General features: G+C 63.9%; 24 protein-coding genes. 4 read left to right on the forward strand and 20 right to left on the reverse strand.

What is annotated here, in order from left to right; genetic code table 11:
• Positions 1 to 98: 98 nt before the first annotated feature.
• The 6 genes from pcrA to GWP04_07190 form a co-directional block, all read right to left on the reverse strand.
• Positions 99 to 2300 (reverse strand): DNA helicase PcrA, encoded by a 2202-nt coding sequence (gene pcrA / locus GWP04_07165; protein NIA25335.1) that lies wholly within the window; start codon positions 2298 to 2300, stop codon positions 99 to 101.
• 69 nt (positions 2301 to 2369) lie between these two features.
• Positions 2370 to 3236 carry a hypothetical protein gene (locus GWP04_07170; protein ID NIA25336.1) on the reverse strand — a complete coding sequence of 289 codons (867 nt, stop codon included), beginning with the start codon at positions 3234 to 3236 and terminating at the stop codon, positions 2370 to 2372.
• Positions 3237 to 3361: 125 nt separating this feature from the next.
• On the reverse strand, positions 3362 to 4357 hold the full coding sequence (locus GWP04_07175) for a response regulator (GenBank protein NIA25337.1): 996 nt from the start codon (positions 4355 to 4357) through the stop codon (positions 3362 to 3364).
• Entirely contained in the window at positions 4354 to 6420 is a 2067-nt protein-coding gene (locus tag GWP04_07180; protein ID NIA25338.1) for a response regulator, read from the reverse strand. The genes GWP04_07175 and GWP04_07180 overlap by 4 nt, the downstream gene beginning before the upstream one ends.
• Before the next feature lie 172 nt (positions 6421 to 6592).
• A complete protein-coding gene (gene guaA / locus GWP04_07185) occupies positions 6593 to 8155 on the reverse strand; it encodes a glutamine-hydrolyzing GMP synthase (GenBank protein ID NIA25339.1) in 1563 nt (520 codons plus the stop codon).
• Between the two features lie 2 nt (positions 8156 to 8157).
• Positions 8158 to 9315: a GuaB3 family IMP dehydrogenase-related protein gene (locus tag GWP04_07190; protein NIA25340.1), complete on the reverse strand. Its 1158-nt coding sequence runs from the start codon at positions 9313 to 9315 to the stop codon at positions 8158 to 8160.
• Positions 9316 to 9500: 185 nt separating this feature from the next.
• Between GWP04_07190 and GWP04_07195 the strand changes: the two genes are divergently transcribed.
• Positions 9501 to 10247, forward strand: a complete 747-nt coding sequence (locus tag GWP04_07195) for a CPBP family intramembrane metalloprotease (GenBank protein NIA25341.1) — start codon at positions 9501 to 9503, stop codon at positions 10245 to 10247.
• Between the two features lie 71 nt (positions 10248 to 10318).
• On the opposite strand, the gene trpS is transcribed toward GWP04_07195, so the two are convergent.
• Complete coding sequence (trpS, locus tag GWP04_07200; protein ID NIA25342.1) at positions 10319 to 11293, reverse strand: tryptophan--tRNA ligase; 975 nt, start codon at positions 11291 to 11293, stop codon at positions 10319 to 10321.
• Positions 11294 to 11545: 252 nt separating this feature from the next.
• Between trpS and GWP04_07205 the strand changes: the two genes are divergently transcribed.
• The gene (locus tag GWP04_07205) at positions 11546 to 12532 is read left to right on the forward strand and encodes a D-glycerate dehydrogenase (GenBank protein ID NIA25343.1); all 987 of its coding nucleotides are present in this window, start codon (positions 11546 to 11548) and stop codon (positions 12530 to 12532) included.
• A gap of 30 nt (positions 12533 to 12562) precedes the next feature.
• Positions 12563 to 13972, forward strand: a complete 1410-nt coding sequence (locus GWP04_07210; protein ID NIA25344.1) for an aspartate aminotransferase family protein — start codon at positions 12563 to 12565, stop codon at positions 13970 to 13972.
• 84 nt (positions 13973 to 14056) lie between these two features.
• Here the strand turns inward: GWP04_07210 and GWP04_07215 are convergent, their stop codons facing one another.
• Both GWP04_07215 and GWP04_07220 read right to left on the reverse strand, forming a co-directional pair.
• Complete coding sequence (locus GWP04_07215; protein ID NIA25345.1) at positions 14057 to 14989, reverse strand: DUF559 domain-containing protein; 933 nt, start codon at positions 14987 to 14989, stop codon at positions 14057 to 14059.
• 140 nt (positions 14990 to 15129) lie between these two features.
• Positions 15130 to 15669 (reverse strand): NUDIX domain-containing protein, encoded by a 540-nt coding sequence (locus GWP04_07220; GenBank protein ID NIA25346.1) that lies wholly within the window; start codon positions 15667 to 15669, stop codon positions 15130 to 15132.
• Positions 15670 to 15705: 36 nt separating this feature from the next.
• Here GWP04_07220 and GWP04_07225 point away from each other — a divergent pair, with 36 nt between their 5' ends.
• A complete protein-coding gene (locus GWP04_07225) occupies positions 15706 to 16296 on the forward strand; it encodes a GNAT family N-acetyltransferase (protein ID NIA25347.1) in 591 nt (196 codons plus the stop codon).
• Positions 16297 to 16542: 246 nt separating this feature from the next.
• On the opposite strand, the gene groL is transcribed toward GWP04_07225, so the two are convergent.
• The 11 genes from groL to GWP04_07280 all read right to left on the reverse strand — a co-directional run bounded on the left by groL (position 16543) and on the right by GWP04_07280 (position 26409).
• Positions 16543 to 18171 carry a chaperonin GroEL gene (groL, locus tag GWP04_07230; protein ID NIA25348.1) on the reverse strand — a complete coding sequence of 543 codons (1629 nt, stop codon included), beginning with the start codon at positions 18169 to 18171 and terminating at the stop codon, positions 16543 to 16545.
• 8 nt (positions 18172 to 18179) lie between these two features.
• Positions 18180 to 18470 (reverse strand): co-chaperone GroES, encoded by a 291-nt coding sequence (locus GWP04_07235; protein NIA25349.1) that lies wholly within the window; start codon positions 18468 to 18470, stop codon positions 18180 to 18182.
• Between the two features lie 189 nt (positions 18471 to 18659).
• Positions 18660 to 19748, reverse strand: a complete 1089-nt coding sequence (locus tag GWP04_07240) for a CBS domain-containing protein (protein NIA25350.1) — start codon at positions 19746 to 19748, stop codon at positions 18660 to 18662.
• A 26-nt stretch (positions 19749 to 19774) separates the two neighbouring features.
• Positions 19775 to 20782 (reverse strand): tRNA (adenosine(37)-N6)-threonylcarbamoyltransferase complex transferase subunit TsaD, encoded by a 1008-nt coding sequence (tsaD, locus tag GWP04_07245; GenBank protein ID NIA25351.1) that lies wholly within the window; start codon positions 20780 to 20782, stop codon positions 19775 to 19777.
• Complete coding sequence (gene rimI / locus GWP04_07250; protein NIA25352.1) at positions 20779 to 21276, reverse strand: ribosomal protein S18-alanine N-acetyltransferase; 498 nt, start codon at positions 21274 to 21276, stop codon at positions 20779 to 20781. The genes tsaD and rimI overlap by 4 nt, the downstream gene beginning before the upstream one ends.
• Complete coding sequence (gene tsaB / locus GWP04_07255) at positions 21258 to 21971, reverse strand: tRNA (adenosine(37)-N6)-threonylcarbamoyltransferase complex dimerization subunit type 1 TsaB (GenBank protein ID NIA25353.1); 714 nt, start codon at positions 21969 to 21971, stop codon at positions 21258 to 21260. Before tsaB ends, rimI begins: the two co-directional genes overlap by 19 nt.
• Positions 21968 to 22423 carry a tRNA (adenosine(37)-N6)-threonylcarbamoyltransferase complex ATPase subunit type 1 TsaE gene (tsaE, locus tag GWP04_07260; protein NIA25354.1) on the reverse strand — a complete coding sequence of 152 codons (456 nt, stop codon included), beginning with the start codon at positions 22421 to 22423 and terminating at the stop codon, positions 21968 to 21970. Before tsaE ends, tsaB begins: the two co-directional genes overlap by 4 nt.
• The gene (locus GWP04_07265; GenBank protein NIA25355.1) at positions 22420 to 23031 is read right to left on the reverse strand and encodes a uracil-DNA glycosylase; all 612 of its coding nucleotides are present in this window, start codon (positions 23029 to 23031) and stop codon (positions 22420 to 22422) included. The genes tsaE and GWP04_07265 overlap by 4 nt, the downstream gene beginning before the upstream one ends.
• The gene (locus GWP04_07270) at positions 23028 to 23915 is read right to left on the reverse strand and encodes a peptidase S58 family protein (GenBank protein ID NIA25356.1); all 888 of its coding nucleotides are present in this window, start codon (positions 23913 to 23915) and stop codon (positions 23028 to 23030) included. Before GWP04_07270 ends, GWP04_07265 begins: the two co-directional genes overlap by 4 nt.
• Positions 23912 to 25006, reverse strand: a complete 1095-nt coding sequence (gene alr, locus GWP04_07275) for an alanine racemase (protein NIA25357.1) — start codon at positions 25004 to 25006, stop codon at positions 23912 to 23914. The genes GWP04_07270 and alr overlap by 4 nt, the downstream gene beginning before the upstream one ends.
• Positions 25000 to 26409 (reverse strand): NAD(P)H-hydrate dehydratase, encoded by a 1410-nt coding sequence (locus GWP04_07280; protein ID NIA25358.1) that lies wholly within the window; start codon positions 26407 to 26409, stop codon positions 25000 to 25002. The genes alr and GWP04_07280 overlap by 7 nt, the downstream gene beginning before the upstream one ends.
• Between the last annotated feature and the right edge of the window lie 50 nt (positions 26410 to 26459).

The following is a 26459-nucleotide window of genomic DNA, read 5'->3' on the forward strand; positions in this document are numbered from 1 at the left end:
CGTCGCATACCGACGCTCCCATTGACGAGAAAAGGGGAGGGTGTTTTCCTGTCAATGCAGGCGTCGCATACCGACGCTCCCATTGACGAGAAAACCGGTTACTCCTTCTTCAGCGGCGCCCATGCGAGCAGCAGCCGCTTCTCGCCCATCCCGTCGAAGGCGACCGTCGCTTCTGCCCGGTCCCCGGAGCCAACGATTCGCCGTACGATCCCGGGCCCCCACTTGTCGTGGCGGACCCGGTCGCCGATCGTCAGATCGAGCACGCCAACCGTCTCACGAGGCTTGACCTGCTCTCGATCAGGCCGCCGGCGGCCCCGCTTGATCGTCTCGGTCAGCGAGTCGGGGATCTCGGACAGGAACCGGCTCGGCGGGTTGTAGTTCGTCCCGCCCCACAGCATCCGACTCCAGGCGTTCGTAACGAACAGACGGTCCTGCGCCCTGGTGATACCCACATAACAGAGCCTTCGTTCCTCCTCGAGTTGGTCCGGGTCACCCAGCGACCGCGCGTGGGGGAACACGCCGTCGTCCATGCCGATCAGGAAGATCACCGGGAACTCGAGACCCTTGGCCGTGTGCAGCGTCATCAGCGTTACGGCATCGGTACCCTCTTCGAGTTCGTCGAGGTCCGTGACGAGGCTGATCGACTCGAGGAACAGCTCCAGTCTCCGAAGCCCCGGCAGCTCGTCCCACTCCTCGTCGTCCACCAGCGTTCCCGCGGCGCCGGCCTCGTACTCTTCGGCAACCGACACCAGCTCCCGCAAGTTCTCGACCCGCCCAAGCGCTTCGATCGTCCGCTCCGCCTCCATCTCGGCGAGATACCCGGTCTCGGCCAATACCGCTTCCAACGCAGCCTTCGCCCCATCAGCAGCACGCTCCCGCAGCTCCTCAAGCAGCGCTACGAACTCCTTGATCTGTTTGCGTGCCCGTACGGCCAGGTGCGGCTCATCATCGACGGCGACAAGGGCACCGTGGAAGCTGATCCCGCGCCCTTGCGCGAAACGGTCGACGTGCGCGATCGATGTAGAACCGAGGCCCCGTTTCGGCACATTGATGATCCGCTTGAGGGCCACCTCGTCGTCAGGGTTGACCAGCGCCCGCAGATACGCGAGGACGTCCTTGACCTCCCTGCGTTCGTAGAACTTCACGCCGCCGACCACCTGATATGGGAGGGCGTAACGAACAAACACCTCCTCGAGCACCCTGCTCTGCGCGTTGGTCCGATAGAACACCGCGACGTCGGACGCCGTGTACCCGGCCTCTTCGAGAGAGCCGATCTGCTCGGCTACGAATGCCGCCTCGTCGCGTTCGTCCTCCGCCTGGTAACGGACGACCGGTTCTCCCCGACCGCGGTCCGTCCACAGATGCTTCGGCTTGCGGGCGACGTTGTTGGCGATCACCGAGTTCGCCGCTTCGAGGATCACCTCGGTGGAGCGGTAGTTACGGTCCAGGACCACGACCTTGGCATCCGGGTAGTCCTTCTCGAAGTCGAGGATGTTGCGGATGTCCGCGCCCCGCCACCCATAGATCGACTGGTCGCTGTCGCCGACGACGCACAGGTTCCGGTGACGGGCGGCGAGCTGCTTCACGAGCATGTACTGCGCCCGGTTGGTGTCCTGATACTCGTCGACCATCACGTACTGCCAGCGGCGCTGGTAGTGCTCGAGCACCTCGGGGAACGCGCCGAACAACTCGACGGTGACCTTCAAGAGATCGTCGAAGTCCATTGCGGAGGCCTCCAACAGTCGCTGCTGGTAGAGGCGGTACACGTCTGCGACCTGCTCGTGATAGAACCCGGCACCCTGTGCCTTGTAGGTTTCGAAGTCGATCATCTCGTTCTTCGCGTCCGAGATCGCCGCTCGCATGTTCCGCGGAGGGAACCGTTTCGGGTCCATGTCGAGGTCGCGTATGCACATGGTGACGAGCCGCAGGGCGTCGGCGTCGTCGTAGATGGAGAACCCGGACCGATAGCCGAGTCGATGTGCCTCTCGACGCAGGATCCGGGCACATGCACTGTGGAACGTCGAGATCGTCATCGCCCGCACGCGGGATCCGACCAGCTTCTCGGCCCGGTCGCGCATCTCACCCGCAGCCTTGTTGGTGAACGTGATCGCAAGGATCGACTGTGGGGCTACGCCCATATCGTGGATCAGATGAGCGATTCGGTAGGTGAGCACCCTCGTCTTGCCCGATCCGGCGCCGGCGACGACCAACACCGGTCCTTCGGTGGCCGCCACCGCGTCACGTTGCACCGGGTTCAGGTCGTCGAGCAGCGATATGTCGGTCAGGGAGTGCTCGCGCATGGCATCGATGGTACCCGCGCTCTGTGACAGTCCGACCGGCGACAGGTGACGCCGGCCCGAGGGGCCTCTTCAGAGACCTTCGTGAGCAGATCGCAGTTCCTCTGGGTGACGAGCCAGGGCTTCCGGTCCATCCTCGGGGACACCGGCCAGTGCGATCGTGAAACAGAATCTCGATCCGGTCGGGAACCGGTGTTCGTACCAGAGGTCCCCACCCATGGCTTGCGCGAGCTGCCGGGCAATCGGGAGGCCGAGGCCGATTCCCTGATCCGATCGCGCGTCTCCCTTCGACCGCTGCTCGAAGCGGACGAACATCCGGTCGACTTCTTCGTCCTGAATCCCGGGACCGTTGTCGGACACGACGACGAGGAAGCGACGCCCGTACGGACTGCCCTCGATGAGCACTTGATCGCCGCCGTACTTCACCGCGTTCTCGAATAGATTGCGAAGCACTTGGAACACGCGCCTCCGGTCTGCGTTCACCATGACTCCGCCCGGAATCGCGACGGCCGCCTCTCGTTTCGCCCCGGGGGGACTCACCAGGCTGACCACCTCGTGAGCGAGTGGAGCAAGCTCGAACTCTTCCGGGTGCAGGGGCAGCCTCCCCGCCTGGAGACGAGGAAGCACGAGGATGTCTTCTACCAGTTCGTGAAGGTGCTGCGCCTGATTACGAATGATGTCGAGGAACTCGTCGACTTCTTCCTCCCTGCTCGTACGCCAGGATTCTCTGAGAGCCTCCGCGAAGCCGGCGATAGACGTCAGCGGCGTTCGCAGCTCATGGCTCACCATAGAGACGAATTGGTCCTTCATCTGTCGAGCTCGTTCGGCCGACTCTTTGGCGGCAGCCTCACGTGTGCGAGCTGCCGCGTTCGAGCGGAGCGCCCAGATGACAGCCGCTATCGAAAGCACGACCGCTGTTCCTGCAATGAAGTTCAGCATCTCCCAACACGCCTCATGGGTGGGTTATCGACTGAAAACAGGTCCCGATTGAGGAAAAAGAAAACCCGGGCCGCCCGGCAGTCTTCCCGACCTCGCAGATCGCAGATAGGGGACACTCGAGGCGTCTACCCCTGGGGATCGCCGTAGAGGGACGACAGGCTGAGCCGCGCCTCCTGCTCCAGGAGTTTCTGGTGGTATGAGGCCGAATCGACCACAGCCGCCATGGGGAACTCCACCATCCTCAGCGTGCGGGCCACCTGGGGTGTGAACTGGCCGGCTCGCCGGGAGCCAAGGGCCAGAATCCCCAGAATCTCCCCGCGGGAGCGAAGGCTCATCGCAAAGAACGACGGCCAACCCTGCCCGGAATCCGTCCAACCGAACCCCGGCGGCTCAGCGAACCAGACCCCCATCTCGTCCGGGCTCACCTTCACGGCAGACAGTTGGTCGAGATGCCCTGCTACGAGACGTTTGAACTCGTCGAACTCGCCACGCGAAAGTGTGCTCTCGAGCCGTGCCGCCATCCGCTTCTCCGATGCAAGAGCGATCGCGGCAACGTCGAAGCCGACGAAACGCCGGAGAATCTCCAGCAGTTCGCCGAGGGTTCCGGCGAGGTCCCCTGGACGAGTCGCCATCGTGACGATGTCGTTGATGATCGTCGCGTCGAACAGCTTACGGTCCAGCAGGTCCGTGACTCTCGCCAACACGTCGACGGTGTCGAGTTGTTTGGGTTCTTGATCGCGATTGAGCTCAGAGAGTGCTCTGGTCGCTCTCGCCGATCGGATGGCCCCCACCAGATCCTGACCGAGCGATTCCTTGGTGAGATAGCCGTCCGCACCGGACTTCTCGCTCCAATAGCGGTCTTCGGCAGAATCCGAGGCCGTGAGAATCAGCACGGGGATATGTGCGACCGTGTAGTCCTCCTTGATGAGACGACAGACCACGTAGCCGGTCATCTTCGGCATCTTGATGTCCAGCAGTACGAGATCCGGAAGTTCGGCGTAGAAGGTCTTGATCGCCTCGAAGCCGTCACTCGCGGTGACGACTTCGAACCCAGCCTCGGAGAGAAGGGAGGTGACCACCGCCCGAATGACCGGACTGTCGTCGGCGACGAGAATCTTCACGGACGAACCTCCACCGAACTCCCATTCCTCAAGGCCAGCAGAGAGGCAAGCGTCGACACGAGCAGCCCCTGGCGAAGATCGGATTTGTCGAGATAGGCGTCGACGCCCGCTTCCCACGCTCTCGATTGGTCGGCCGCGGTCGCTACGCCCGAGACCATGACGACCGGAAGCGCAGGGAGGCGCCTGCGGACCGCCTTGACGAGTTCCACACCGTCGGGTCCGGGCATCGCGAAGTCGACCACCAGCGCGTCGAACACCTTGGCTTCGAGTTGCTCCAGGCCCTCCTCGGCGTTGCGGGCCACGACAACGTCATACCCCTGGCTGCCGAGGACCGCAGCGACCAACTGGCGGACACCTCTCGAGTCGTCGACCACCAAGACCCGGGGCCGCTGCCCGTCGGGAATCGGAAGGGCCCGAATCTGGTCGGCCAGTCGATTCGGATCAACGATTGCGACGACCTCGCCGCCGCCCAGCACCGCTGCTCCAGTGAGGAACGGTGCTCCCGCCAGTACCGGGCCGAGACCCTTCACCGCGACCTGTCGTCTCCCGAGCACGTCGGGGACGGTGACCGCCGCTCTCCCCGCCCGAGTGGCCAGCACGACGACCTGTTTCGTCTCCTCGGGAAGCCCCGCGCCGATCGCAGCGGCGAAGGAACTGATCGGGATACGCTTTCCCTGATAGATGAGCTCCATGCGATCCTTGCTGGGCCGAACGTCCGCCCCGGCCGTCGGCACCGTGGCAACGACCGCAGCCGCCGGAATCCCCCAGACTCTCCCCTCGGATCGAAGCAGGACGAGGTCCTGGAACGACCACGACAGCGGCAGCGTCAGCAACAGCGATGTCCCCTTGCCGCGATGCGACTCGATTGTGATCCCGCCGTTGACATGGTCAGCGAGTTCAGCGACCAGGGAGAGACCCACACCGTCTCCGCTCAGATCGGACGCTTCTACAACGGTCGAAAAGCCCGAACGGAACAGCAGCCCGGAAAGATCGGATCCGGCCTCACCCGGATCGATCTCGTGCGCGATGGCAGCATTCCGAACCGCGATCCAGTCGATTCCACGGCCATCGTCCTCCACAGAGATGCGCAACTGACCATCCGAAGCCGCAGCTCTGACGACGATACGACCCGTCGTCGGCTTGCCCGCCTCCGCACGCTCTGCCGGAGACTCGATCCCGTGGTCAACCGCATTGACCACGAGGTGCCGAAGAGGCTCACGCAGATGTTCGAGGATCTGACGATCCACCTCCACGTCCGCGCCGGTGAGTTCCAGATGAACCTCCTTACCGGTTCGCCGAGCCAGATAGTGAACGAACTGCGGGAAGGTCGACGTGATCACCCCGAATCGTTCTGCAACCAGCTCCAGGGCACGATCCTGCAGATCCCGGACTGCGTCGTCCACCGCCTCGACAGCCGACTCCCATCGGGCAGCGAGAGACGCTATCTCTCTCGGATTGCCGGCAGTGAGTCGAAGCGCTCGTACCGCATCGGAGAGGGCGTCCGCATCCAGCCTCGCCTCCGCGGCGCGGTTGATCATCCGATACAGCTTGTTCGTGTCGACTCGGGTGGCCGTACCGATGAGTCCCCGCTCGACCGCCGACAACAGACCGCCGAGATCGGCAGGTGTGGAAGGGTCGTCTGCAGGAGGATCCAACGATTTCGTGGGCTTGGGCTCCGTAACAGTGTCCGGCTTCTTGACGGCTGCAATCGCCGCTTGAAGCTCGGGAGTACCCTCGATCGGATCCGTGTCGAGGGTCGGGACGAGCAATGATGCAGCCTCTTCGAGACACGCTGCCAGATCGGCGATGGCGCCGGCCTGAGCGCCGTCCACAATGGATCGCCATACGAGTTCAAGGACCTCGCCGGCTTCGCCGAGGGCATCGAAACCCATCATCCTCGACGATCCCTTGACGGTATGGGCGTCACGAAACAGCTCAGATGCGTACTTGGGATCAACGCCGCCTTTACTCAGCGCTCGCGCTCCCTCAACCAGGTGTTCGGCCCGTGAGGTGAGTTCCTCACGAAAAATGGCCAACAACTCGGCGTCGCCGCTCAAATCCACTCCAACACCTTCTTCCCGATCACCACGCGTATCGGCTTGCGCAGACACCGACTTGAGGAACGTGTCGGAGACTTCAGCAGTTGTCAGCCGTCGAAGTTCTCCTACTGAAACCGGGTCCTGTGAACCGCTGGAGAGAAGGATCTGGATACATGACTCGCCGAAACTGGGAACTTCACTCCCACTCGATCGTCGCTGGAGGTTTTGAGGAAATGTCGTAGGCGACCCGGTTGACTCCCGGAACCTCGTTGATCACACGGGACGAGATCCGCTCCAGCACCTCGTAGGGCAGACGCGCCCAGTCGGCTGTCATTGCGTCGTCCGACGTCACGGCTCGTACGATGATGGGGTATGCATACGTGCGTCCGTCTCCTTGCACCCCGACTGTTCGCACCGCAGGCAGCACGGCGAATGACTGCCACAACTCCCGATACATCCCCGCGCGACGCACCTCCTCGATAACGATCGCATCGGCAGCCTGCAGTATCGCCAGGCGCTCACGGGTCACCTCCCCGATGATGCGCACGGCCAGGCCGGGGCCGGGGAACGGCTGTCGCCACACGATCTCCTCCGGCAGCCCGAGTTCGGCGCCGATCGCTCGCACCTCGTCTTTGAACAAGTCCCTGAGCGGCTCGACGAGCTCGAATTGCATATCCTCGGGCAGCCCTCCGACGTTGTGGTGACTCTTGATGCGCGCAGCGTCTTTCGTCCCGGACTCGATGATGTCCGGATACAACGTCCCCTGGACGAGAAACGGCGTGTCGGTGAGATCCGCGGCGACTTCCTCGAACACGCGGATGAACGTCTCCCCGATGATCTTGCGCTTGGCCTCCGGGTCGGTGACTCCTGCAAGGCGGTCGAGAAACCGGTCCTGAGCGTCCACGTGAATCAGATTGACCTGGAAAGCTCCCCGAAACGTCTCGTCCACTTGCTCCGCCTCGCCCGCTCGCAGCAGGCCGTGATCGATGAACACGCAGGTCAGCTGATCACCGACCGCATGGTGCACGAGCGCAGCGGCGACCGAAGAATCCACCCCGCCCGAGAGCCCGCAGATCACCTTCTCGCCTCCAACCTGGGAGCGGATGGCTTCGACCGACTGCTCGATGATCGAGTGGCTCGTCCAGGACGGTCGGACACCGCACACGTCGAACAGGAACCGCTTGAGTATCTCGGTCCCCCGCGGTGTGTGCCCGACCTCTGGATGGAACTGCACACCGAACAAGCGATGATCCTCAGACTCCATCGCAGCTACCGGCGACCCCGGTGTCGAAGCCGTCACCCGAAACCCCGGCGGAGCTGCGACAACGGCGTCGCCGTGGCTCATCCACACATCCTGATGATCAGGAAGCTCGGTGAACAGCAGTGACCGATCCGTGATTTCGAGTGCCGCCTTGCCGTACTCGGCTGCACCCGTTCTCGCCACTTCGCCGCCGAGCGCGGAGGCGATGAGTTGATGCCCGTAGCAAATGCCGAGGATCGGAACGTCGAGGTCGAAGATCTTCGGATCGATGTCGTAGGCATCCTCTGCGTACACCGAGGCCGGACCTCCCGAGAGGATCAACCCGGTCGGGGCTCGCGCGACGATCTCGGCCGCAGTGATGTCCCTTGGAACGATCTCTGAGAAGACGTGGGCCTCACGAACTCGTCTGGCGATCAACTGGGCGTACTGGGCCCCGAGATCGACGATGAGCACCCTGTCGAAATCACCGGTGGACGCCTGGCCGTACTCTCGCTGCAAGGTCAACCCATTCCCACCTGCTGGGATCGCTGCAGCGCCTTGCCTTCGGTCTGTAGAGACGGAGCGATCATCACTTCTGCCTTCTGGAATTCCTTGAGATCCCGGTAGCCGGTCGTCGCCATCGAGACCCGCAGGGCGCCGAAGAGGTTCCTGCGGCCGTCATTCTCGTACGCAGGGCCGATGAGGATCTCCTCGAGGGTGCCGAGGGCGCCGACTTCGACGCGTGCCCCGCGGGGCAGCGTCGGGTGGAACGTCGCCATACCCCAATGGAAACCCCGCCCGGGCGCTTCCGCGGCACCGGCCAGCGGAGAACCGATCATCACCGCATCGGCGCCGCATGCGATGGCCTTCGCGATGTCGCCGCCGCGGCGCATTCCCCCGTCGGCGATCACATGAACGTAGCGGCCGGTCTCGTCGAGATATCGGATCCTCGCTCCGGCGGCGTCGGCGATCGCTGTTGCTTGCGGGACCCCGATGCCGAGCACGCCCCTCGTCGTGCAGGCGGCACCGGGACCGACACCTACGAGAATGCCGACCGCGCCGGTGCGCATGAGATGCAGGGCCGTCGAGTGGGAAGCGCATCCTCCGACGATCACCGGGAGGTCGAAGTTGGCGATGAACTCACGCAGATCCAGCGGCTCCGAGCGTGTCGAGACGTGCTCGGCAGAGACAACGGTGCCTTGAACCACGAGCACGTCGAGCCCGGCGTCCACGGTCAGCTTCGCGTAGTCGCGCACTCTCTGCGGAGTCAGGCTGGCGGCCGTGATGCCGCCGGAAGTGCGCATCTCCTCGATTCGCCTTCCGATCAGTTCCGGCTTGATCGGTTCTGCGTAGATCTCTTGCATCCTGCGCGTAGCCGTGCTGCTGGACAGCGTGGCGATCTCTTCGAACAGCGGCATCGGGTCTTCGTGCCGGGTCCAGAGACCTTCGAGGTTGAGAACCCCGAGTCCTCCGAGTCTGCTGATCTCCTTCGCCGTCGCAGGGCTGATGGCCGAATCCATCGCCGAACCGAGCATCGGGAGGTCGAAATTGAACGCGTCGAACTGCCAGGAGATATCGACGTCTTCGGGATCTCTGGTCCTGCGACTGGGAACGATTGCGATGTCATCGAAGCTGTACGCCCGTCGCCCCGATTTTCCGATGCCGATCTCGATCTCCACGTCTCTCCCTCTGCCAGATGGAGCAGGGTACCAAAGCGGTCGCCAGTCGCCGATTGCCGGTGGCCGGTGCCGGTGCCGGTTGAAGCTCAGCCCTCAGCGGTCGGCTGCGAGTCTCCGGGCCACCGGCGCTCCTGCATGAACGACTCAAGGTCGAGACTTCCTCCACCCGGCTACCCTCACGGCCTGTGATCGACCAAACCCCGCAGAGCCGTTTCACCTACGTCGACTTCATCCTCGTGTTTGCCGCCGGCCTCATCACCTCGGTCATCGCGACGATCGCAGCCGTTGCTGCCGGAGCGATCCCCCTCAATGAGTTGACGACGGGCATTCCCTCGCGGGCCGCATTCTGGATCATCCTCCCGGCGCAGGTGTTCGGCGAGGTGCTCGCTCTTGCCTGGATCGCCCAGCGACGGGCCACGGGGAAGCTCTCCACCGACTACGGCCTCGTCGTCAAGGCCAGAGATGTCGTGTTCCTCCTGGTCGGAGCAGCGCTGCTCGTCGGGCTAGGACTCGCCTTCTCACCCCTTGCCCAGGCGCTCGGCATCAACCAGAGCCCCCAGGATGTCGTGCAGGCAGTTGCAGACGTGTCAGACATCCCGACAAGGATCATGGTGCTGTTCGGCGTCGTCATCCTGAGCCCGGTCACGGAGGAACTCGCCTTTCGTGGACTGCTGCTGCGCACGCTCCTCCAGAAGCGCTCGGTGGTGTCGGCTGTCGTCATCCAGGCGCTGGTGTTCGCTGCGTTCCACCTTCTCGACGCCGGCGCGATCCAAGCCGCCGCCGTGGTCATCCCGGAGCTCTTCATCGTCGGCTCGATCCTCGGCTACCTTGCCGTTCGGTCCGGCAATCTGAGTCGGTCGATCTTCACCCACGCCGGGTTCAACCTGATCACCACGCTGGCGCTGTTCTACGCCCCGAACCTGCCGTTCTGAGCGGCCGGCTGTCGGCAAGCCCCGGCGGGCGTGATCTCTTGGCCGGAAACCGACTTCCGGCAACCTGGATCTCAGAATCCCATCTTGGCCCGGACCGAGGCCATCTCATTCTCTGCCCGATCGCGGGCAACCATCGTGCCGCGGCGCATGATGGCATCCACTTCGGCGTCGACGAGCGCCTCGTACAGTTCACGAACCGGAGCGAGCCCTTCGACCACCGCCTCGGCGACAACCTCTTTGAAGTACCCGTAGGGCATGTCGTGGTACTGAGCGACGAGATCGTCGATCGTGCGGCCGGTGAACAGGGCAAGGATGTCGAGCAGGTTGGAGACACCCGGCTTCTTCAGCGTGTCGTACTCGATCTCGTGACCCGAATCGGTGACGGCCGTCTTGAACTTCTTTCGGATCACGTCGGGTGGATCGATGATGTGAATCCTCGAGCTTGCATCGGGAGCCGACTTCGACATCTTCGCCGTCGGATCCTTGAGTGACATCACCCTGGCCCCGATCTCCGGCGTGATCTGTTCGGGAATCGGGAACTCCTCACCGAAACGGGCATTGAACCGCTGTGCGAGGTCGCGAGTCACCTCCAGATGCTGCGTCTGGTCCTCCCCCACGGGAACGTAGTGGGCTTTGTGAATCAGGATGTCACTCGCCATCAATACCGGATACGCATAGAGGCCCAGGTTCTCGCCACCCTTGTCGGCCTTCTCCTTGAACTGTGTCATCCGGTTGAGCTGACCCAGTGAGGTGATCGTCGCCAGGAGCCATGCGAGCTCGACGTGCTCGCGCACCTGGCTCTGGTAATAGAGCAATGACCGGTCCGGGTCGATGCCGACCGCCATGAGCAGTTTCGCCGTGTTGAGACGGGTCTGCCGGAATTCTTCCGGGTCGTAGTCGACCGTAATGGCATGCAGATCGACGACACAGTAGATCGCGTCGTAGTCATCCTGCAGGCGTGCCCAATTGCGCAACGCCCCCAGATAGTTGCCGATGTGGATCCCTCCGGTGGGCTGGATCCCGGAGAAGACGGTCTTACGTTCCACGGTTCCTCCATGAGAAACGCCGGGGCTCGACGCCGCCGGCGAGATATCGAACACGCGCCGCGACGATCAGCAGGGCCACCACCGCGCGGGTACATGCACATTCACCATCGAGAGGCTACCGAAGAACCCGCCGGGATTCCAGCTTCAGATCTCCCCAATCGGCGAACCCAGGGCTCGTAGTTACCCTATAGGTATCCCCAGGGTACCTACGAGCCCTGGGTTCAGGAGTACCAGGTCGGTACCATCCCTCCAATGGCCCAAATCGTCGTCACCCGTAGGCCGCCGGGATCAGCCGTGGAGCGGCTCGAGAATGCCGGCACGGTCTGGACATGGCCAGAAGATCGCGCGCTGCCGCGAGAGCGTCTGCTCGCCGAGGTCCGAGAGGCGGACGGTCTGCTGTGCATGCTCACCGACTCGATCGACACCGAGGTGCTCGATGTGGCACCGAGGTTGCGGGCCATCAGCACGATGGCCGTCGGAACCGACAACATCGACCTGGCAGCGTGCACCCAGCGGGGCATTGCGGTGGGTCACACGCCCGACGTGTTGACCGAAGCGACCGCCGACATGGCATTTGCATTGCTGCTGACCGCTGCTCGACGCGTCGTGGAAGGCGCCGACTACGTCAAGGCAGGGAAGTGGCGGCGGTGGGAGCCGGCACTGCTGCTCGGCGCGCAGGTCCACGCAACGACACTCGGCATCATCGGCCTCGGCCGTATCGGCACCGCCGTCGCACGGCGAGCCGTTGGATTCGAAATGCGGGTTCGGTACAACAGCCGCAACCGTCATCCTGAGGCCGAGGCCGCCCTCGGCGTCGGACACAGGACCCTGCAGGCCCTGCTCGAAGAAGCGGACCACGTCCTGGTTGCCTGCCCGCTCACCGCCGAGACGCATCATCTGATCGGGATGGACGCGTTTCGACGCATGAAGCCGACGGCCACGCTGACCAACATCGCCCGGGGAGCCATCGTGGACCCTCGCGCGCTCGAGTGGGCCCTGCGTACCGGTGAGATCGCAGCGGCCGCTCTCGACGTGACGGACCCGGAGCCGATCCCTCCCGATGATCCACTCCTCACGCTCACCAACTGTGTGATCGTTCCGCACCTCGGATCTGCCACGGTGGCAACGAGGATCGCCATGGCGGACCTCGCTACGGAGAACCTCATCGCCGGCCTGCGGGGCGATCCGATGCCGGCATGCGCAAACCCCGAGGTGTACCGGCAGCAGGAACGGCGATAACCTGCGGCCATGAACCCCAGCGACTATCACATGACCTCGGATGAGTTCCGGCGACACGGGCGAGAGGTGATCGACTGGATCGCCGACTACCTGGAACGGGTCGAAGATCTGCCGGTCCTCTCGCAGGTGCAGCCAGGAGAGATCCGTGCCGCGCTGCCGCAGCACCCGCCACACCAGGGAGAACCGTTCGGAGCGCTCCTCGGTGACCTCGACGACATCATCCTCCCGGGGATCACCCACTGGCAGTCGCCCAACTTCTTCGCCTACTTCCCCGCGAACAGCTCCGGACCCGCCATCCTCGGAGATCTGGTCTCTTCCGGACTGGGGATCCAAGGAATGCTGTGGACGACCAGTCCGGCGGCAACCGAACTCGAGACACACGTGATGGACTGGCTCGTCGAGATGCTCGGCCTCCCCAAACGGTTTCTCTCGAGCGGCGCCGGTGGGGGCGTCATCCAGGATTCGGCCTCCTCGGCGACCCTCACCGCCCTGCTGGCAGCCAGAGAACGGGCAACGGGATTCGTGTCGAATCGCGAGGGTGTCGATCCAAGGCTCGTGGCCTACACGTCGACGCAAGCGCACTCTTCGATGGAGAAAGCGATCAGAGTCGTCGGCATCGGATCCGATCGACTCCGGATGATCGACGTGGACGACACGTTCGCCATGCGCCCCGAGGCGTTGGATGCTGCGATTCGTGCCGATCTGGAGGCAGGGCTGATCCCCGCATTCGTGAGCGCGACGGTCGGAACGACCTCGTCGACGGCAATCGATCCGCTACGGGCCATCGGAGAGATCTGCCGCCGGCACGGTGTCTGGCTCCACGTCGATGCCGCGCTCGCAGGGACGGCGGCATTGCTGCCGGAGATGCGCTGGATCCACGACGGGCTGGAACTGGCGGACAGCTACGTGTTCAACCCGCACAAGTGGATGCTGACGAACTTCGACTGCACCGCCTTCTTCGTTGCCGACCGCTCCGTGCTGATCCGCACGCTGAGCATCCTGCCCGAATACCTGCGCAACCAGGCGTCCGAGTCGGGCGAGGTCTTCGACTATCGAGACTGGCACGTGCCGCTCGGAAGGCGTTTCCGGGCGCTCAAGCTGTGGTTCGTCATTCGCCATTACGGCGTGGAGGGTCTCCAGGCGATCGTACGAGAGCACCTGCGCCTGGCCGAGGTGTTCGCCGCGTGGATCGCCGACGATCCCGACTTCGAGCCGGCCGCCCCGGTGCCGCTGAACCTCGTCTGCTTCCGGCATCTCGGAGGCGACGAGCGCAACGAGGCGATCATGAACCGGCTCAACGCCTCAGGCCGGCTGTTTCTCACCCACACCAGGCTCGACGGGAAGTTCACGCTACGGATGTCGATTGGTCAGACCCACACGGAGGAGCGTCACGTCCGACGGGCTTGGGAGCTGATCCGGGAAACTGCCCGCCTGGTGTGAGGTTTCTCGTCAATGCTGGCGTCGCTATCCGACGCTGCTATTGACAGGAATCGGGCTGCAGGTTTCTCGTCAATGCCGGCGTCGCTATCCGACGCTGCTATTGACAGGAAGTTCGGCGAGCGACCTGGCAACCTCGGCCACGACGCGCTGCGGGGTGTCTCGAAGGTCCCGAGCCGTGTACCGCAACAGACGGTAACCCGCAGACAGGACAGCGTTCTGCCGGACTCGATCATCCGCAAATGTCTTCGGATCACTGTGGAATCGGAAGCCATCGAGTTCAATCCCCAGTCTCCTCTCGGGATAGGCGAAGTCGAGCCTCGCAACGACCACTCCCAGCTGATCCCGGACCGGATACTGGCCCATGGGCATCGGCAAACCGGCGTCTGCCAGGAGCTGACGAAATAGATCCTCCAGAGGGCTTTCGGTATCACCTCGCCACTTCAGCCGGATCTCCAACAACGCCCTTGCCGTACCGACTCCCGTCCGGCCCTGACGCGCAACGTCATCGACTACCTCCGCCACTCTTTCGAGTGTCACAAGTCGGTCACGCAACGCTTTGTCGAAGGCCAGAGCAACGGTGCGCCGTCCCACCGCTGCTCCGAGATCGACGATCGTCCGCGCGGGTTCCGTCGTAGGAATGCAGCGGAGAACCATTGTCTGATCTGGCGCCAAGTCTGTGGACCGATGGACTACGAAGGGCTTGGGAGACCAGCGCCGGCGTCTGGTGGCAACGTGCATCTGTCGAGGCCAAGGCAGCATCCCCAGGAGTCCGGCAGCACTGCGGTGTGAGGCGACAGCGCCCACACCAGTCGATAGAACGGCAGCCATCAGGCCCTGGAGACGGGACGACGGGACACCACTCAAGGTGAAGACGCCGGGATACACAGAAAGGAAGTATCCGCTGCGGAGCCTGCGGTCTACCCCTGATGATGACAAACCGGCATCTCGCGCCTGAGGACGCGTAACGACGCCGTGCTGGGAACGTGCGAGAGTGGCAATTCTCTGATCTGGGGTCACACCTCTTACGTAGCAAGAATCCACCTGCAAGAGAAGACCCTCGCGTTTCTCGTCAATGCTGGCGTCGCTATCCGACGCTGCCATTGACAGGAATCGGGCTGCAGGTTTCTCGTCAATGCCGGCGTCGCTATCCGACGCTGCTATTGACGGGAAAGCGGCAAGCCCAGCAGCTTGCGCACCATCCATGCCGTCGCCCCCCACAGCACGTCGCCGTCGAGGTCGAAAAACCACACCTGGTGCCCTCTCCACGTCTCGCAACGCCAGGCCGACTCATCACGCAGTCCGTCGAGCGGAGTTCGGAAGACCCGATCGACCTCCCGCTCGGACGGGTGCAGGTCCGGGACACCATCGAGGAACCCGACCACCGGAACGACCGGTAGCCGGAACTGCACCGTGTCGACTGCCGGGAGAAAGCCAAGGAGATGCACATCACCCGGAATGATCCCGACCTCTTCCTCGGCCTCCCTTAGTGCCGTCGCGACTGGACCTGCATCACCAGGGTCCGGCCGCCCGCCCGGAAAAGCGATATCCCCTGCATGCGTCGGCATCGACATCGGGCGCTTGATCATGACGAGACGCGCCGCCCCGTTCTCCCGATAGATCGGCAAAAGGACGGCAGCAGACGGACCGCTCGTATTCGGCACCTCGTTACTCACCCCATGAATATTCAGCCTGTGCACACAAGCATCGTACGACGGGCGATAGGCTGTGCGACAGTGGAACCACTCGACACCACCGTTCGCACCACCCCCCGCTACATTCTCCGGCCATTTGAACGGCGCGACGCCTTGCCGCTGGTGGAGGCCGTCAGGGCCTCGCTCCCGGAACTCCAGCAATGGCTCCCCTGGGCGCACGCAGGCTACGGACACTCAGATGCTCAGGCGTACATACGCGAGAGCATCCGCTCTTGGAAAGAAGGACAAGCGTTCGATCTCGCGATCCGAAACCCCGATGAGCCCCGTCACCATCTCGGCAACATTTCCATCTGGTTCCTCTCCAAGTCGTTCCGCACCGGCGAGATCGGCTACTGGGTCCGCAGTGATGAAACGACCAAAGGGATCGCCACCGAGGTGACCGCCCGGGCCCTCGAGATCGCCTTTGACGAGTTGCACCTCCATCGCGCGATCCTGCGTATCGCGCTCGGGAACCGAGGCAGCGAGCGGGTGGCGGAGAAGCTGGGTTTCGTGCGAGAGGGCGTCCTCAGGGAAGAGATCAAAGTCCGCGGCCAGTGGCTCGACCATTCGGTGTGGGGACTGCTCGAACACGAATACCAGAAGGGCAAGCAGCGCACCGTCCCCCGCTCATAGGGCGACCACTTCGTCGCGAATGTTCTCTCGCCGGAGCCTTGCCCGGCAACGTTCCCGATGTCGATACCGGGCCAGAGGCATCACGCGCCAGAGCGAAGTCGCAGTCGAGCACTCCCTCGAGAAACGGTCGCAGCGAGCAGCGCTCTCGGCCGATGGATCGAATCACGGCCGAACGAGCCAACCAGCGGACTCCCCGTAAAGAGGCGGGGCCCCGAAGGGCCCCGCTCTCCCTCGAATGAGGATCTTCTAGAAGTCCATGCCGGGACCGCCGGGAGCTCCGGCAGGCATCGGCGGGGTATCTTCCTTCTTCTCGACGATGAGCGCCTCGGTCGTGAGCAACAGGCTCGCGATCGACGAAGCGTTCTGAACGGTGGAGCGAGTGACCTTGGCGGGGTCGATGACACCCACACCGAGCAGGTCCTCGAACACACCGGTCGCCGCGTTGAATCCGGAAGTACCGCCTTCATTGCGGACCCGGTCGGCGACGACGCCGCCTTCGAAGCCGGCGTTGACGGCGATCTGCCGCAGCGGCTCTTCAAGCGCCTTACGCACGATCAACCGGCCGGTCTTCTCATCATCGGTACCGCCGCGCATCTTCTCCACGACTTCCTGGGCACGGAGCAGAGCCACGCCACCGCCGGGCACGATGCCTTCTTCCACCGCAGCGCGGGTAGCAGACAGCGCATCCTCGATGCGGTGCTTCTTCTCTTTCAGCTCCACCTCGGTGGCAGCGCCCACCTTGATGACGGCGACGCCACCGGCGAGCTTCGCGAGACGCTCCTGAAGCTTCTCACGGTCCCAATCGGAGTCCGAGTTCTCGATCTCGCGGTTGATCTGCTTGATCCGGGCCTCAACGTCCGCCCTTGATCCTGCACCGTCGACGATCGTTGTGTCGTCTTTCGTAACGACGACCTTGCGGGCCTTCCCGAGCATGTCAAGGGACACGTTCTCGAGCTTCAGGCCGACCTCCTCGGAGATCACGGTGCCACCGGTGAGGATGGCAATGTCCTGCAGCTGCTGCTTACGCCGCTCACCGAACCCGGGAGCCTTCACCGCCACGGACAAGAACGTCCCGCGGATCTTGTTGACCACCAGCGTGGCCAGCGCTTCGCCCTCGACGTCCTCGGAGAGGATCATGATCGGCTTGCCGGTCTGCATGACCTTCTCCAGCACGGGAAGCAGGTCGTTGACGGCCGTAATCTTCTGGTTGGCGATGAGGATGTATGGATCCTCGAGCACCGCTTCCATCCGGTCCGAGTCGGTGACGAAGTACGGCGAGGTGAAGCCCTTGTCGAACTGCATACCTTCGGTGAACTCGAGCTCGATGCCGAACGTCTGTCCCTCTTCGACGGTGATCACACCGTCCTTGCCGACCTTGTCCATCGCCTCGGCGATACGCTCGCCGATCATGGAGTCGGCAGCCGAGATGGCAGCGACGTGAGCGATCTCATCGCGGGACTCGATGTCCTTGGAGAACCCGCCGATGAACTCGACGACCTTGGCAACGGCCTGTTCCATGCCCCGCTTCAGCTCCATCGGGTTGGCGCCGGCGGCGACGTTGCGCAGCCCTTCGCGAACCATTGCCTGAGCGAGCACGGTAGCGGTGGTAGTGCCGTCACCGGCGACGTCGTTGGTCTTCGTCGCCACTTCCTTTGCGAGCTGAGCACCCATGTTCTCCCATGCGTCCTCAAGCTCAACTTCCTTTGCGATCGTGACGCCGTCATTGGTGATCGTGGGTGCACCCCACTTCTTCTCCAATACGACGTTGCGACCCTTTGGCCCGAGCGTCACCTTCACGACGTCGGCCAGCTTGTTCACACCGGCCTCGAGGCCGCGACGCGCGTCCTCATCAAACCGTAGTTCCTTTGCAGCCATTGATCCTCCTAATTGACGACCGCGAGGAGATCACGCGCGGAGAGGATCAGGTATTCCTCACCCTCTAGCTTGATCTCGGTGCCCGAGTACTTCGAGTAGACGACAACGTCGCCCTTCTTGACGTCGAGGGGTACCCGATCACCACTGTCGTTGATTTCACCAGGACCCACGGCAAGGACCTCGCCGAGCTGCGGCTTTTCCTTGGCGGTGTCCGGGATCACGAGACCGGAAGCTGTGCGAGCTTCCTCCTCGTCATTGGGCTTGACGACCACACGGTCACCCAGAGGCTGGAGTTTCATGCAGAACCCTCCTTCGAGTTGCCTTAGCACTCCTGTTCCTTGAGTGCTAAAGGCTAGCACTCTCCTCATATGAGTGCTAATCACGATTTCGCGGGATCGGGAGGACTGGGCTCGCTTCGTTCGCCCTGTTCAGCGTCCGGTATTCGGTACCGCGACACCACATCGACACAAGATCTCGGGGTAAGACTCCTAGAGCTTGTGGCGCTGCATCCAGCGCGCAACGTCGGAAGAAGAGATGATCCCGACGAGTCGGCCATCTCGAACGACCACGACCCTGCGCCCCTCCCCGACGAGGCGGGGCAAGAGCGCCTCGACATCCGTCTCGGACGACACGGCATCCTCGGGCTCCAGGCGTCTCATCACGTCGGACGTTCGCACAGCTCCCCAGCGCTCCCGGTCCACCTCACGAAGCTCACGCAGGCTGATGAGACCCCGCACCCTCCCGCCCTCGACCACCGGGAAGCAGGAGTAGTTGTGCTGCATGAAGAACTCGTCGAACAGATCCTGCAGCGTGAGGTCACCGTCCACGGCGATGGGTGTCGGCGTCATGATCTGTCCGGCCGTGACGCCATGCAGGACCTCCTTGGTCTCCATCTGCAGCAGGGCCGAACCGGCAGCCTGAAAGAGGAACCAGCCGAGCACGATCCACCAGAGACCCCCAAAGTTGCCTGTCGTGAACAGGTCGACCACCCCGATGACAACCATCAACAACGCCACCCCGCGCCCGCCCATCGCGGCAACTCTCGTCGCCCGGTTGAAATCGCCGGTGATCTTCCAGACGATCGACCGCAGCACACGGCCACCGTCGAGGGGGAACCCGGGCGCCAGATTGAACACACCGAGCACGACATTCACGAAGGCGAGTCGCTCCGTCAGCCGATGAACGATCGTGCCGTCCGCGAACAGGAACGAAAACCCGAAGAACATGGCGCCGAGAATGACCGAAGCCAGCGGTCCGGCGATCGTGATGGCGAACTCGACGCCGGGCGTCGTCGCCTCCTCTTCGATTTCCGACACCCCGCCGAATACGAAGAGGTGTATTCGCTTGACCTGGATCCCTCGCCCGACGGCGACGAGCGAATGGCTGAGCTCGTGCACGATGATGCTGCCGAAGAACAGCAGCGTCCCGACAAAGGCACCCACCCAGAAACCGGCGCCCCCGGTAGATGCCACGATTCCCTGATCGGCAGCGGTGACGAGGTCCGTCCAGAAGAACATCCAGATCAGGAAAAAGATGATCAGCCACGAAGCGTCGGCGGTGATCGGGATGCCGTGCACACGCCCTATCGAAAACCCCTTGCCGTTCATAGCGCCATGGACGGATCGACCGAAGATCCCCAGTCGGAGAAATGACCTTCGGTGAGGTGGTAGGCACCGGCAGCGCCAATCATCGCCGCGTTGTCGGTGCACAGAACCGGATCGGGAAGCAGAAGGCGCACACCGTGCCGATCTGCCTCCTCCTGCATCCTCACCCGCAATCTCCTGTTCGAGAGTACGCCACCGCCGCCTGCCACCGTCTCCGCGCCGGTGTCCTCGACGGCGTTGAAGGTCTTGTCCACGAGCACATCGATAATCGCCTCCTGAATGGAAGCGGCCACATCGGCCAGCGGCGGCAGCGTGCCGGCCACGCTCGCCTTCTTGATGAACGTCACGACGGAAGTCTTGAGACCCGAGAACGAAAAGTCGTAGCGTCGATCGGCGAGAGCACGAGGGAACTTCAGCGCTCGCGGATCTCCGTCCTCGGATGCTTTGTCGATCGCCGGTCCTCCCGGATAGCCCAGGCCCATGAACCGCGCCAGCTTGTCGAACGCCTCGCCGGATGCATCGTCGATGGTCCGGCCGAGCACCTTGTACTCGCCCCAGCGGGGGACGTGCACGATCTGACTGTGGCCCCCGGAAGCGAGGACCACGACCGCCGGAGGCTCGAAGTCGGCGTGTTGAAGCCTCGGAGCCATCAAGTGCCCCTCCATGTGGTCGATCCCCACGAACGGAACACCACGTGCCCACGCTGTCGCCTTCGCGAACGAGAACCCCACCAGCAGGGCGCCGACGAGCCCGGGACCTTGCGTTGCCGCGACACCATCGAGATCGTCCGGATGGACTCCCGCCTCACCAAGTGCACGATGGGTCAGCGAGCGGATCGACTCCACATGTGCTCTTGCCGCGACCTCTGGAACGACACCGCCGAACCGCGCGTGAATCTCCGTCTGCGACGCGAGGATGTTGGAGAGGACTTCGGTACCGCGCACAACCGCAACGCCGGTCTCGTCACAACTCGTTTCGAAGGCCAGGACGACAGGGCCGCTGCTCATCGCAGACTCCTTCGGATCTCGTCGAGGCGAGCCCGATACTCGGGTGTCGCAACGTCGGGAGCCCACATCACGAGTGCATCTTCATCGCTGTAGTACTCCTTGCGAATACCGACCGGCACCATCCCGAACTTGCGATACAGCTCCTGCGCGGTCCGGTTCGATGCCCGCACTTCGAGGGTGATGTGCTGGGCACCGTGCTCAAGACCGGCCTCGACCAGCCCGAGCATGAGTCTGGTTCCCAAGCCGCGTCCCCGCAGCGATGTCGCAAGCGTGACGACATGGGCCTCATCTCCGTTCAAGAGCAGACCTCCGTAACCATTGATGGTCCCGTCCGGACCTTCGGCAACGAGGTACACACGATTGGCGGCAACCACCTCGCTGCGCAAGATCTCCTCATCCCATGGTTGAGGAAACGTCTCCCTTTCCAGCGCAAGTACCGCCGGCACGTCCTCGACCACCATCGGGCGGATATCCATCACGGCAACTCCGACCACGGCGACTCCCTGCGAAACTGTGCCCAGTTGATGTTCACATCCGGTTCACGCAGATAAAGCGGCCGAACGTCGCTATTGGGTGGGAACTCCTGGCGTTCCACCGGTCCGACCGCCAGACCCAAGAGCGCCTCTGCCGACGGGTAGCGGGGACGACCGGCCTTGATCCGGTGCAACCCTCGCAGCACGGTTTCGTCGAGGATCTCCCAGTCGCCGACGACGAGAGCGTTCTGCGGGTCCGACTCGAGCAGGGCACGCAGGTGGTTCGGACTTACGATCCTGGGGTCGCCGTCTCGCACAACTCCCCCGGGAACCGGTTGGTATGACGCTACGGCCACCTCTCCGCGACGCACATCGATGACGGACCAGATATGACGGTGACCGGTCGTTGCATCAAGGGCGACGGCATCCAATGAGACGATCGGGATGAGGGGGACACCGAGGCTGGCAGCAAGACCCTGGGCGGTGGCCAGCCCGACCCGAATGCCCGTGTACAGGCCGGGGCCGATGTCAATCGCAATGGCATCCACATCGGTGGGAATCCACCCTGCCTGGTCGAACAGGTAGTCGAGCGCGGAAACGATGAACGCTGCGTGACCTCGACGATCGACCTTGGTGGCCGAAGCGACGGTGCGCCGGCCTTCCCCGAGCGCGACGGAGGAGGCAGGCGTGGCGGTTTCGATTGCGAGCAGTTTCATTCCATCACGTCCTCGAGGCGCCGGTCGGTCCAGGCCGGCCCATGACCTGCGAGGCTGATCTGGCGAGTCCCATCCTCTTCGACCTCGAACTGCACCCGGAGATACTGGCTTGGCATCGCCGACTCCACGGCGTCTCCCCACTCGACCGCGAGGATTGCGTCGTCTGCCTCGTCGAGTAGATCGAGGTCCGCCAGTTCATTCAGTGACCCGAGCCGATAGACGTCGGCATGGATGAGAGGGATGAAGCCGCCCTGGTAGCGGCGAACGAGTACGAAACTGGGGCTGGTCACCTGGTCTTCGACACCGAGACCTTCGGCGAGGCCGGCCACGAACGCCGTCTTGCCGGATCCGAGTTCTCCGCAGAGCAGCACGATATCGTTGGGCCGGAGAAGGCTGGCGAGCCGGCGGCCCACGAAGCGGGTTTCGACTTCTGAAGATGACCTGACATTCATCCGAACAGTCCCAGTTGCTCGGGCTCTTCCTCTTCCACCTTGGCCGTCCTGGACAGTACCCCTTCGATCAGCAAGAAGTCTTCGCGCATATGGCTCAAGACCGACTCGCCTCCACGCAACGCTGCAGCCGGATGGAATGTTGGAACGACGGTGCGATTCCACCAAGGGTACGCATGACCACGAAGCTTTGTGATGCCCATCTCCTGCTTGAGTAACAGCTTGGTGGCGAAGTTGCCGAGCGTTGAAACCACGTCGGGGTCGATAAGCTTGATCTGCTCGGCAAGATATCCCTTGCAGGCTTCGATCTCATCCAGTTTCGGGTCCCGGTTCCCCGGGGGACGGCACTTGACGACGTTGGCGATGTATACGTCTTCGCGTCTGAGGTCGACCTCTTCGAGCAGCCGATTCAGGAGTTGCCCGGCCGCCCCGACGAACGGCACACCCTGCAGATCCTCATTCCTTCCGGGCCCTTCCCCGACGAACATGACGCGGGCATCCGCAGAGCCGTCACCGAATACAACGGTGGTTCTGGTCTCGGCGAGCCGGCACGCTGTGCAAGCACGGGCGCGCTCCTCGAGCTCTCGAAGTGCCTCGTGTGCGTCCGTCACGTGTCCTCAGTCGTCTTCCGCCATGTCAGCGCCGCCTCGATCGCATGCCCTGTCGCGGCAAACGCTCCTTCGGCGACGGCATCGACGTCGGCCTGAACGTTCCCGCAAGAGACCGCGAATGCGGCATCGCCATCATATCGAGTATGCGACGGTCTGACGCACACAGCGAGGGAATCTTGCGCGCGAACGGCGACTCTGGTCAGCTCGGAGCGGGTGAGCTTGGCATCGGTGGCCACGACGATGAGCGTCGTGTTGGTGTTGGGGACCGGCGGAATCACGGACGGCCCCGGCTCTATCGAGCCTCCGGTGAGTGGTGTGCCCGAAAGGGTGAAGATGTCCCCGACGGCGTTGACGACGACCAGTGTGGCCACGGTCGCGTCGCCGACGGTCACGGCGGCGGATCCGAGCCCGCCGGGTTGGAACGCCCCTCGCCACCCGGCGACCAGCGCTCCGGCACCGACACCGATCGGGCCCGATTCGACGGCTCGATCGGACGCTGCACGGTAGGCCGCTGCGCCTTCGTCGGGCCCCGGCCGGATGGAAGGGTCGCCGGTGAGCAGGTCGTAGATCACCGCCGCCGGCACGATCGGAACCAGACCCGTTGGAGTCGGATACCCACGTCCTTCGGCTTCGAGTTCTCTCATCACGCCATCCGCGGCAGCGAGACCGAAGGCCGAACCTCCGGTCAACAGGATCGCCTGCACGGTTTCGACGCTCATCCCCGGCGCCAGCAGGGCGCTCTCCCTGGTTCCGGGCGCAGCGCCGCGAATCTCGATCGCAACCACGTTCGGCTCCGGGAGTGACACGACGGTGCAGCCGGTCTTCGCTTCCGTGTCGGTCCAATGCCCGACGCGTATCCCGGGAACCGCAGTGATCGTGTTCACAGATACCTCCTCGGCAGCCGCGGACCGATCTGACAGACGATCTCGTACGCGATCGTTCCGAGATGTTCGGCCCATTCGGCGGCGGTGATCTCGTCTCCGTTCTGGCTCCCGATCAGCACGACTTCATCTCCGACCTTTACCGGCGTGTCGCCAACGTCGACAAGGATCTGATCCATCGTGACGTTGCCGGCGAGTCGATGCCGCCGGCCCCCGATCAGCACTTCGCCATCGGCGGCAAGTGATCTCGGCAAGCCGTCGGCGTAGCCGATGGGAATGGTGACCACCGTCGCTTCCTTGGAGAGCGCCCGCCGACGCCCGTAGGAGGGACGAACCCCGGCCGGATACCGTCGAACCATCGCCACCTCGGACACGATCCGCATCGCCGGACGCAGCGGAACGTCGGTGATGAGGTCCGGCGCAGGGTTGATCCCGTAGATGCCGATGCCGATACGCACCATGTCCAAGCGTGCCTGGGGAAAGCGAATGGCACCCGCCGTGTTTGCCGCATGCCGGATAGGAACGTCGATCCCGAGCGCGTCGAGATCTGCCAAGACGCCCGCGAACCGTTCCAGCTGCTCTTCGGTGAAGGGATCGTCCTCGTCGGCGACGGCCAAGTGGGTCCAAACGCCGTCGAGCCGCAGGTGCGGGTCGGCCACGACCCTTCTGATGAGGTCCGCCGCGTCGTCGATCGCTGCACCGACGCGATGCATGCCGGTATCGACCTTGATGTGCACCGGAATCGTCCTCGGAGCCACTTCCGAGAGCGCTGCAGCGAACTCCTCCCGATACACGGTCGGCGTGAGGCCCCAGCGGATGACCTCGGCGGCACCCTGTACCGGAGGTTCCGACAGCAGCAACACCGGGGCTTCTATTCCCGCCTCCCGCAGGCAGATTCCCTCCTCGACCAGCGCAACGGCGAGCATGCCTGCTCCGGCGCCGATGGCAGCTTCGGCAACGGGTACGTCACCATGTCCGTATCCGTCTGCCTTCACGACCGCGCATACGTTCGCCGGAGCGACGAGTTCGCGCAATACCCGCACGTTCTCGGCGACGGCGCCGAGGTCGATCTCGGCCCACGATGGTCTCACCATGCGATCTTCCCGACTTCTGTTGCCAGGAGATCTGCGGTCACCGTCTCTCTCGCGGCGAGGCAGGCTCCCGCGCGACCGTGCCAGTACGCCGCGGAGCGCGCCGCCGTTTCGGCGTCGAGGCCCCTCGCCCACAGCGCTGCGAGAAGTCCGGTGAGCACGTCACCGGTGCCGATCGTCGCGAGCTCCGGTCCTCCACTCGTCACGACCCAGCGCTGCGCTCCCATCACGAATGTCGGAGATCCTTTGAGGACGACGACGGCGCCGGTCGTGGCGGCAAGCTCCGCTGCGTGTTCATGGGTCGCATCTGAACCGGTGAGGCGGCGGAATTCTCCGACGTGCGGCGTGATGACCGTCGGGAACGGGCGCGCGGCGAGCGCCTCTGGAGCGGAGAGCGCGTTGATCCCGTCGGCGTCGATGAGCAGCGGACCGTCCCAGGTTTCGAGCAGTGAGGTGACGAAGCCTTGCCGACCGCGGCCAAGGCCGGGACCGAGGGCGATCACGTCGAAGCGTTCCGCGGCCGCGGCGACAGTCTGGGCATCGGCCTGCTCGAACCGGACTCCGCTGCCGATCCCCGTCGTAAGCAGCTCTGGAGCGGCCCCCGCGTAGACGGTCTGCAGCGCCCCGGGGCAGGCGATCGAGACCGACCCTGCTCCGGCGTGCAGCGCGGATCGGGCAGCCAGAAGAGGGGCACCGGTCATCCCCGGTGAGCCACCGACGACGAGGACCGACCCGGCAGACCACTTGTGGGCGGTGCGTGCCCTCCCCGGCCGAGGTGCGTCGCTCTCCTCTGCAAGCAGGAACGCTGCGTCCCCACCGGCAAGCCCGATGTCGCGCACTTCGAGACGTCCGCAGACGTCCGGACCGCGGCCGATGATCTGGCCGACCTTCGGACTGTGGAAGGTCACGGTGGCGGTCGCCGTGAAGACAGACCCTTCGACGCGGCCGGTGGTGCCGTCGAGGCCGCTGGGGATGTCGACGGCAAGGACCGGCGTGTCGGTCTCGGTCCACGGAATGAGGACGTCGGGAAGGCTCCCGCGGAAGCCGGCACCGAAGATCGCGTCGATGATCAGATCGGCCGGCTGTGGTACTCCGATCGAACGGACCGAGACGCCTTCATCGACCGCTCCCGCTTCCGCCCACGCGGCGTCGGGCGTCTTCGGCTCGGCAAGCGCATGCACTTGCACGGCGACGCCGCGCCGGTGCAGATAGCGGGCGGCGACATACCCGTCGCCGCCGTTGTTGCCGGGTCCGGCCAAGACGATCACTCTGGCTCCGTATCGAGCTCCCATTCGCACCGCGGCGAGGGCGACGCCCATGCCGGCGCGTTCCATGAGCATGGGGCCGGGATCCGACGAGGCAGCGTCGAGGCGTGCCGATGCGGTGGGGGTGAGCACAGGTTGCATCGGTACCGATGGTACCTGGGAGCCCGCAATGGTGAGAGCGCTGCGAACCC

This window comes from Gammaproteobacteria bacterium, assembly GCA_011682695.1.
Lineage (GTDB): Bacteria > Actinomycetota > Acidimicrobiia > Spongiisociales > UBA4744 > BMS3Bbin01.

Excerpts from the sequence above, each read along its gene's own strand:
- pcrA (NIA25335.1), bottom strand. The coding sequence starts at position 2,300 with ATGCGCGAGCACTCCCTGACCGACATATCGCTGCTCGACGACCTGAAC.
- GWP04_07170 (NIA25336.1), bottom strand. The coding sequence starts at position 3,236 with ATGCTGAACTTCATTGCAGGAACAGCGGTCGTGCTTTCGATAGCGGCT.
- GWP04_07205 (NIA25343.1), top strand. The coding sequence starts at position 11,546 with ATGGCCCAAATCGTCGTCACCCGTAGGCCGCCGGGATCAGCCGTGGAG.
- GWP04_07210 (NIA25344.1), top strand. The coding sequence starts at position 12,563 with ATGACCTCGGATGAGTTCCGGCGACACGGGCGAGAGGTGATCGACTGG.
- groL (NIA25348.1), bottom strand. The coding sequence starts at position 18,171 with ATGGCTGCAAAGGAACTACGGTTTGATGAGGACGCGCGTCGCGGCCTC.
- GWP04_07235 (NIA25349.1), bottom strand. The coding sequence starts at position 18,470 with ATGAAACTCCAGCCTCTGGGTGACCGTGTGGTCGTCAAGCCCAATGAC.
- tsaD (NIA25351.1), bottom strand. The coding sequence starts at position 20,782 with ATGAGCAGCGGCCCTGTCGTCCTGGCCTTCGAAACGAGTTGTGACGAG.
- tsaB (NIA25353.1), bottom strand. The coding sequence starts at position 21,971 with ATGAAACTGCTCGCAATCGAAACCGCCACGCCTGCCTCCTCCGTCGCG.
- tsaE (NIA25354.1), bottom strand. The coding sequence starts at position 22,423 with ATGAATGTCAGGTCATCTTCAGAAGTCGAAACCCGCTTCGTGGGCCGC.
- alr (NIA25357.1), bottom strand. The coding sequence starts at position 25,006 with ATGGTGAGACCATCGTGGGCCGAGATCGACCTCGGCGCCGTCGCCGAG.
- GWP04_07280 (NIA25358.1), bottom strand. The coding sequence starts at position 26,409 with ATGCAACCTGTGCTCACCCCCACCGCATCGGCACGCCTCGACGCTGCC.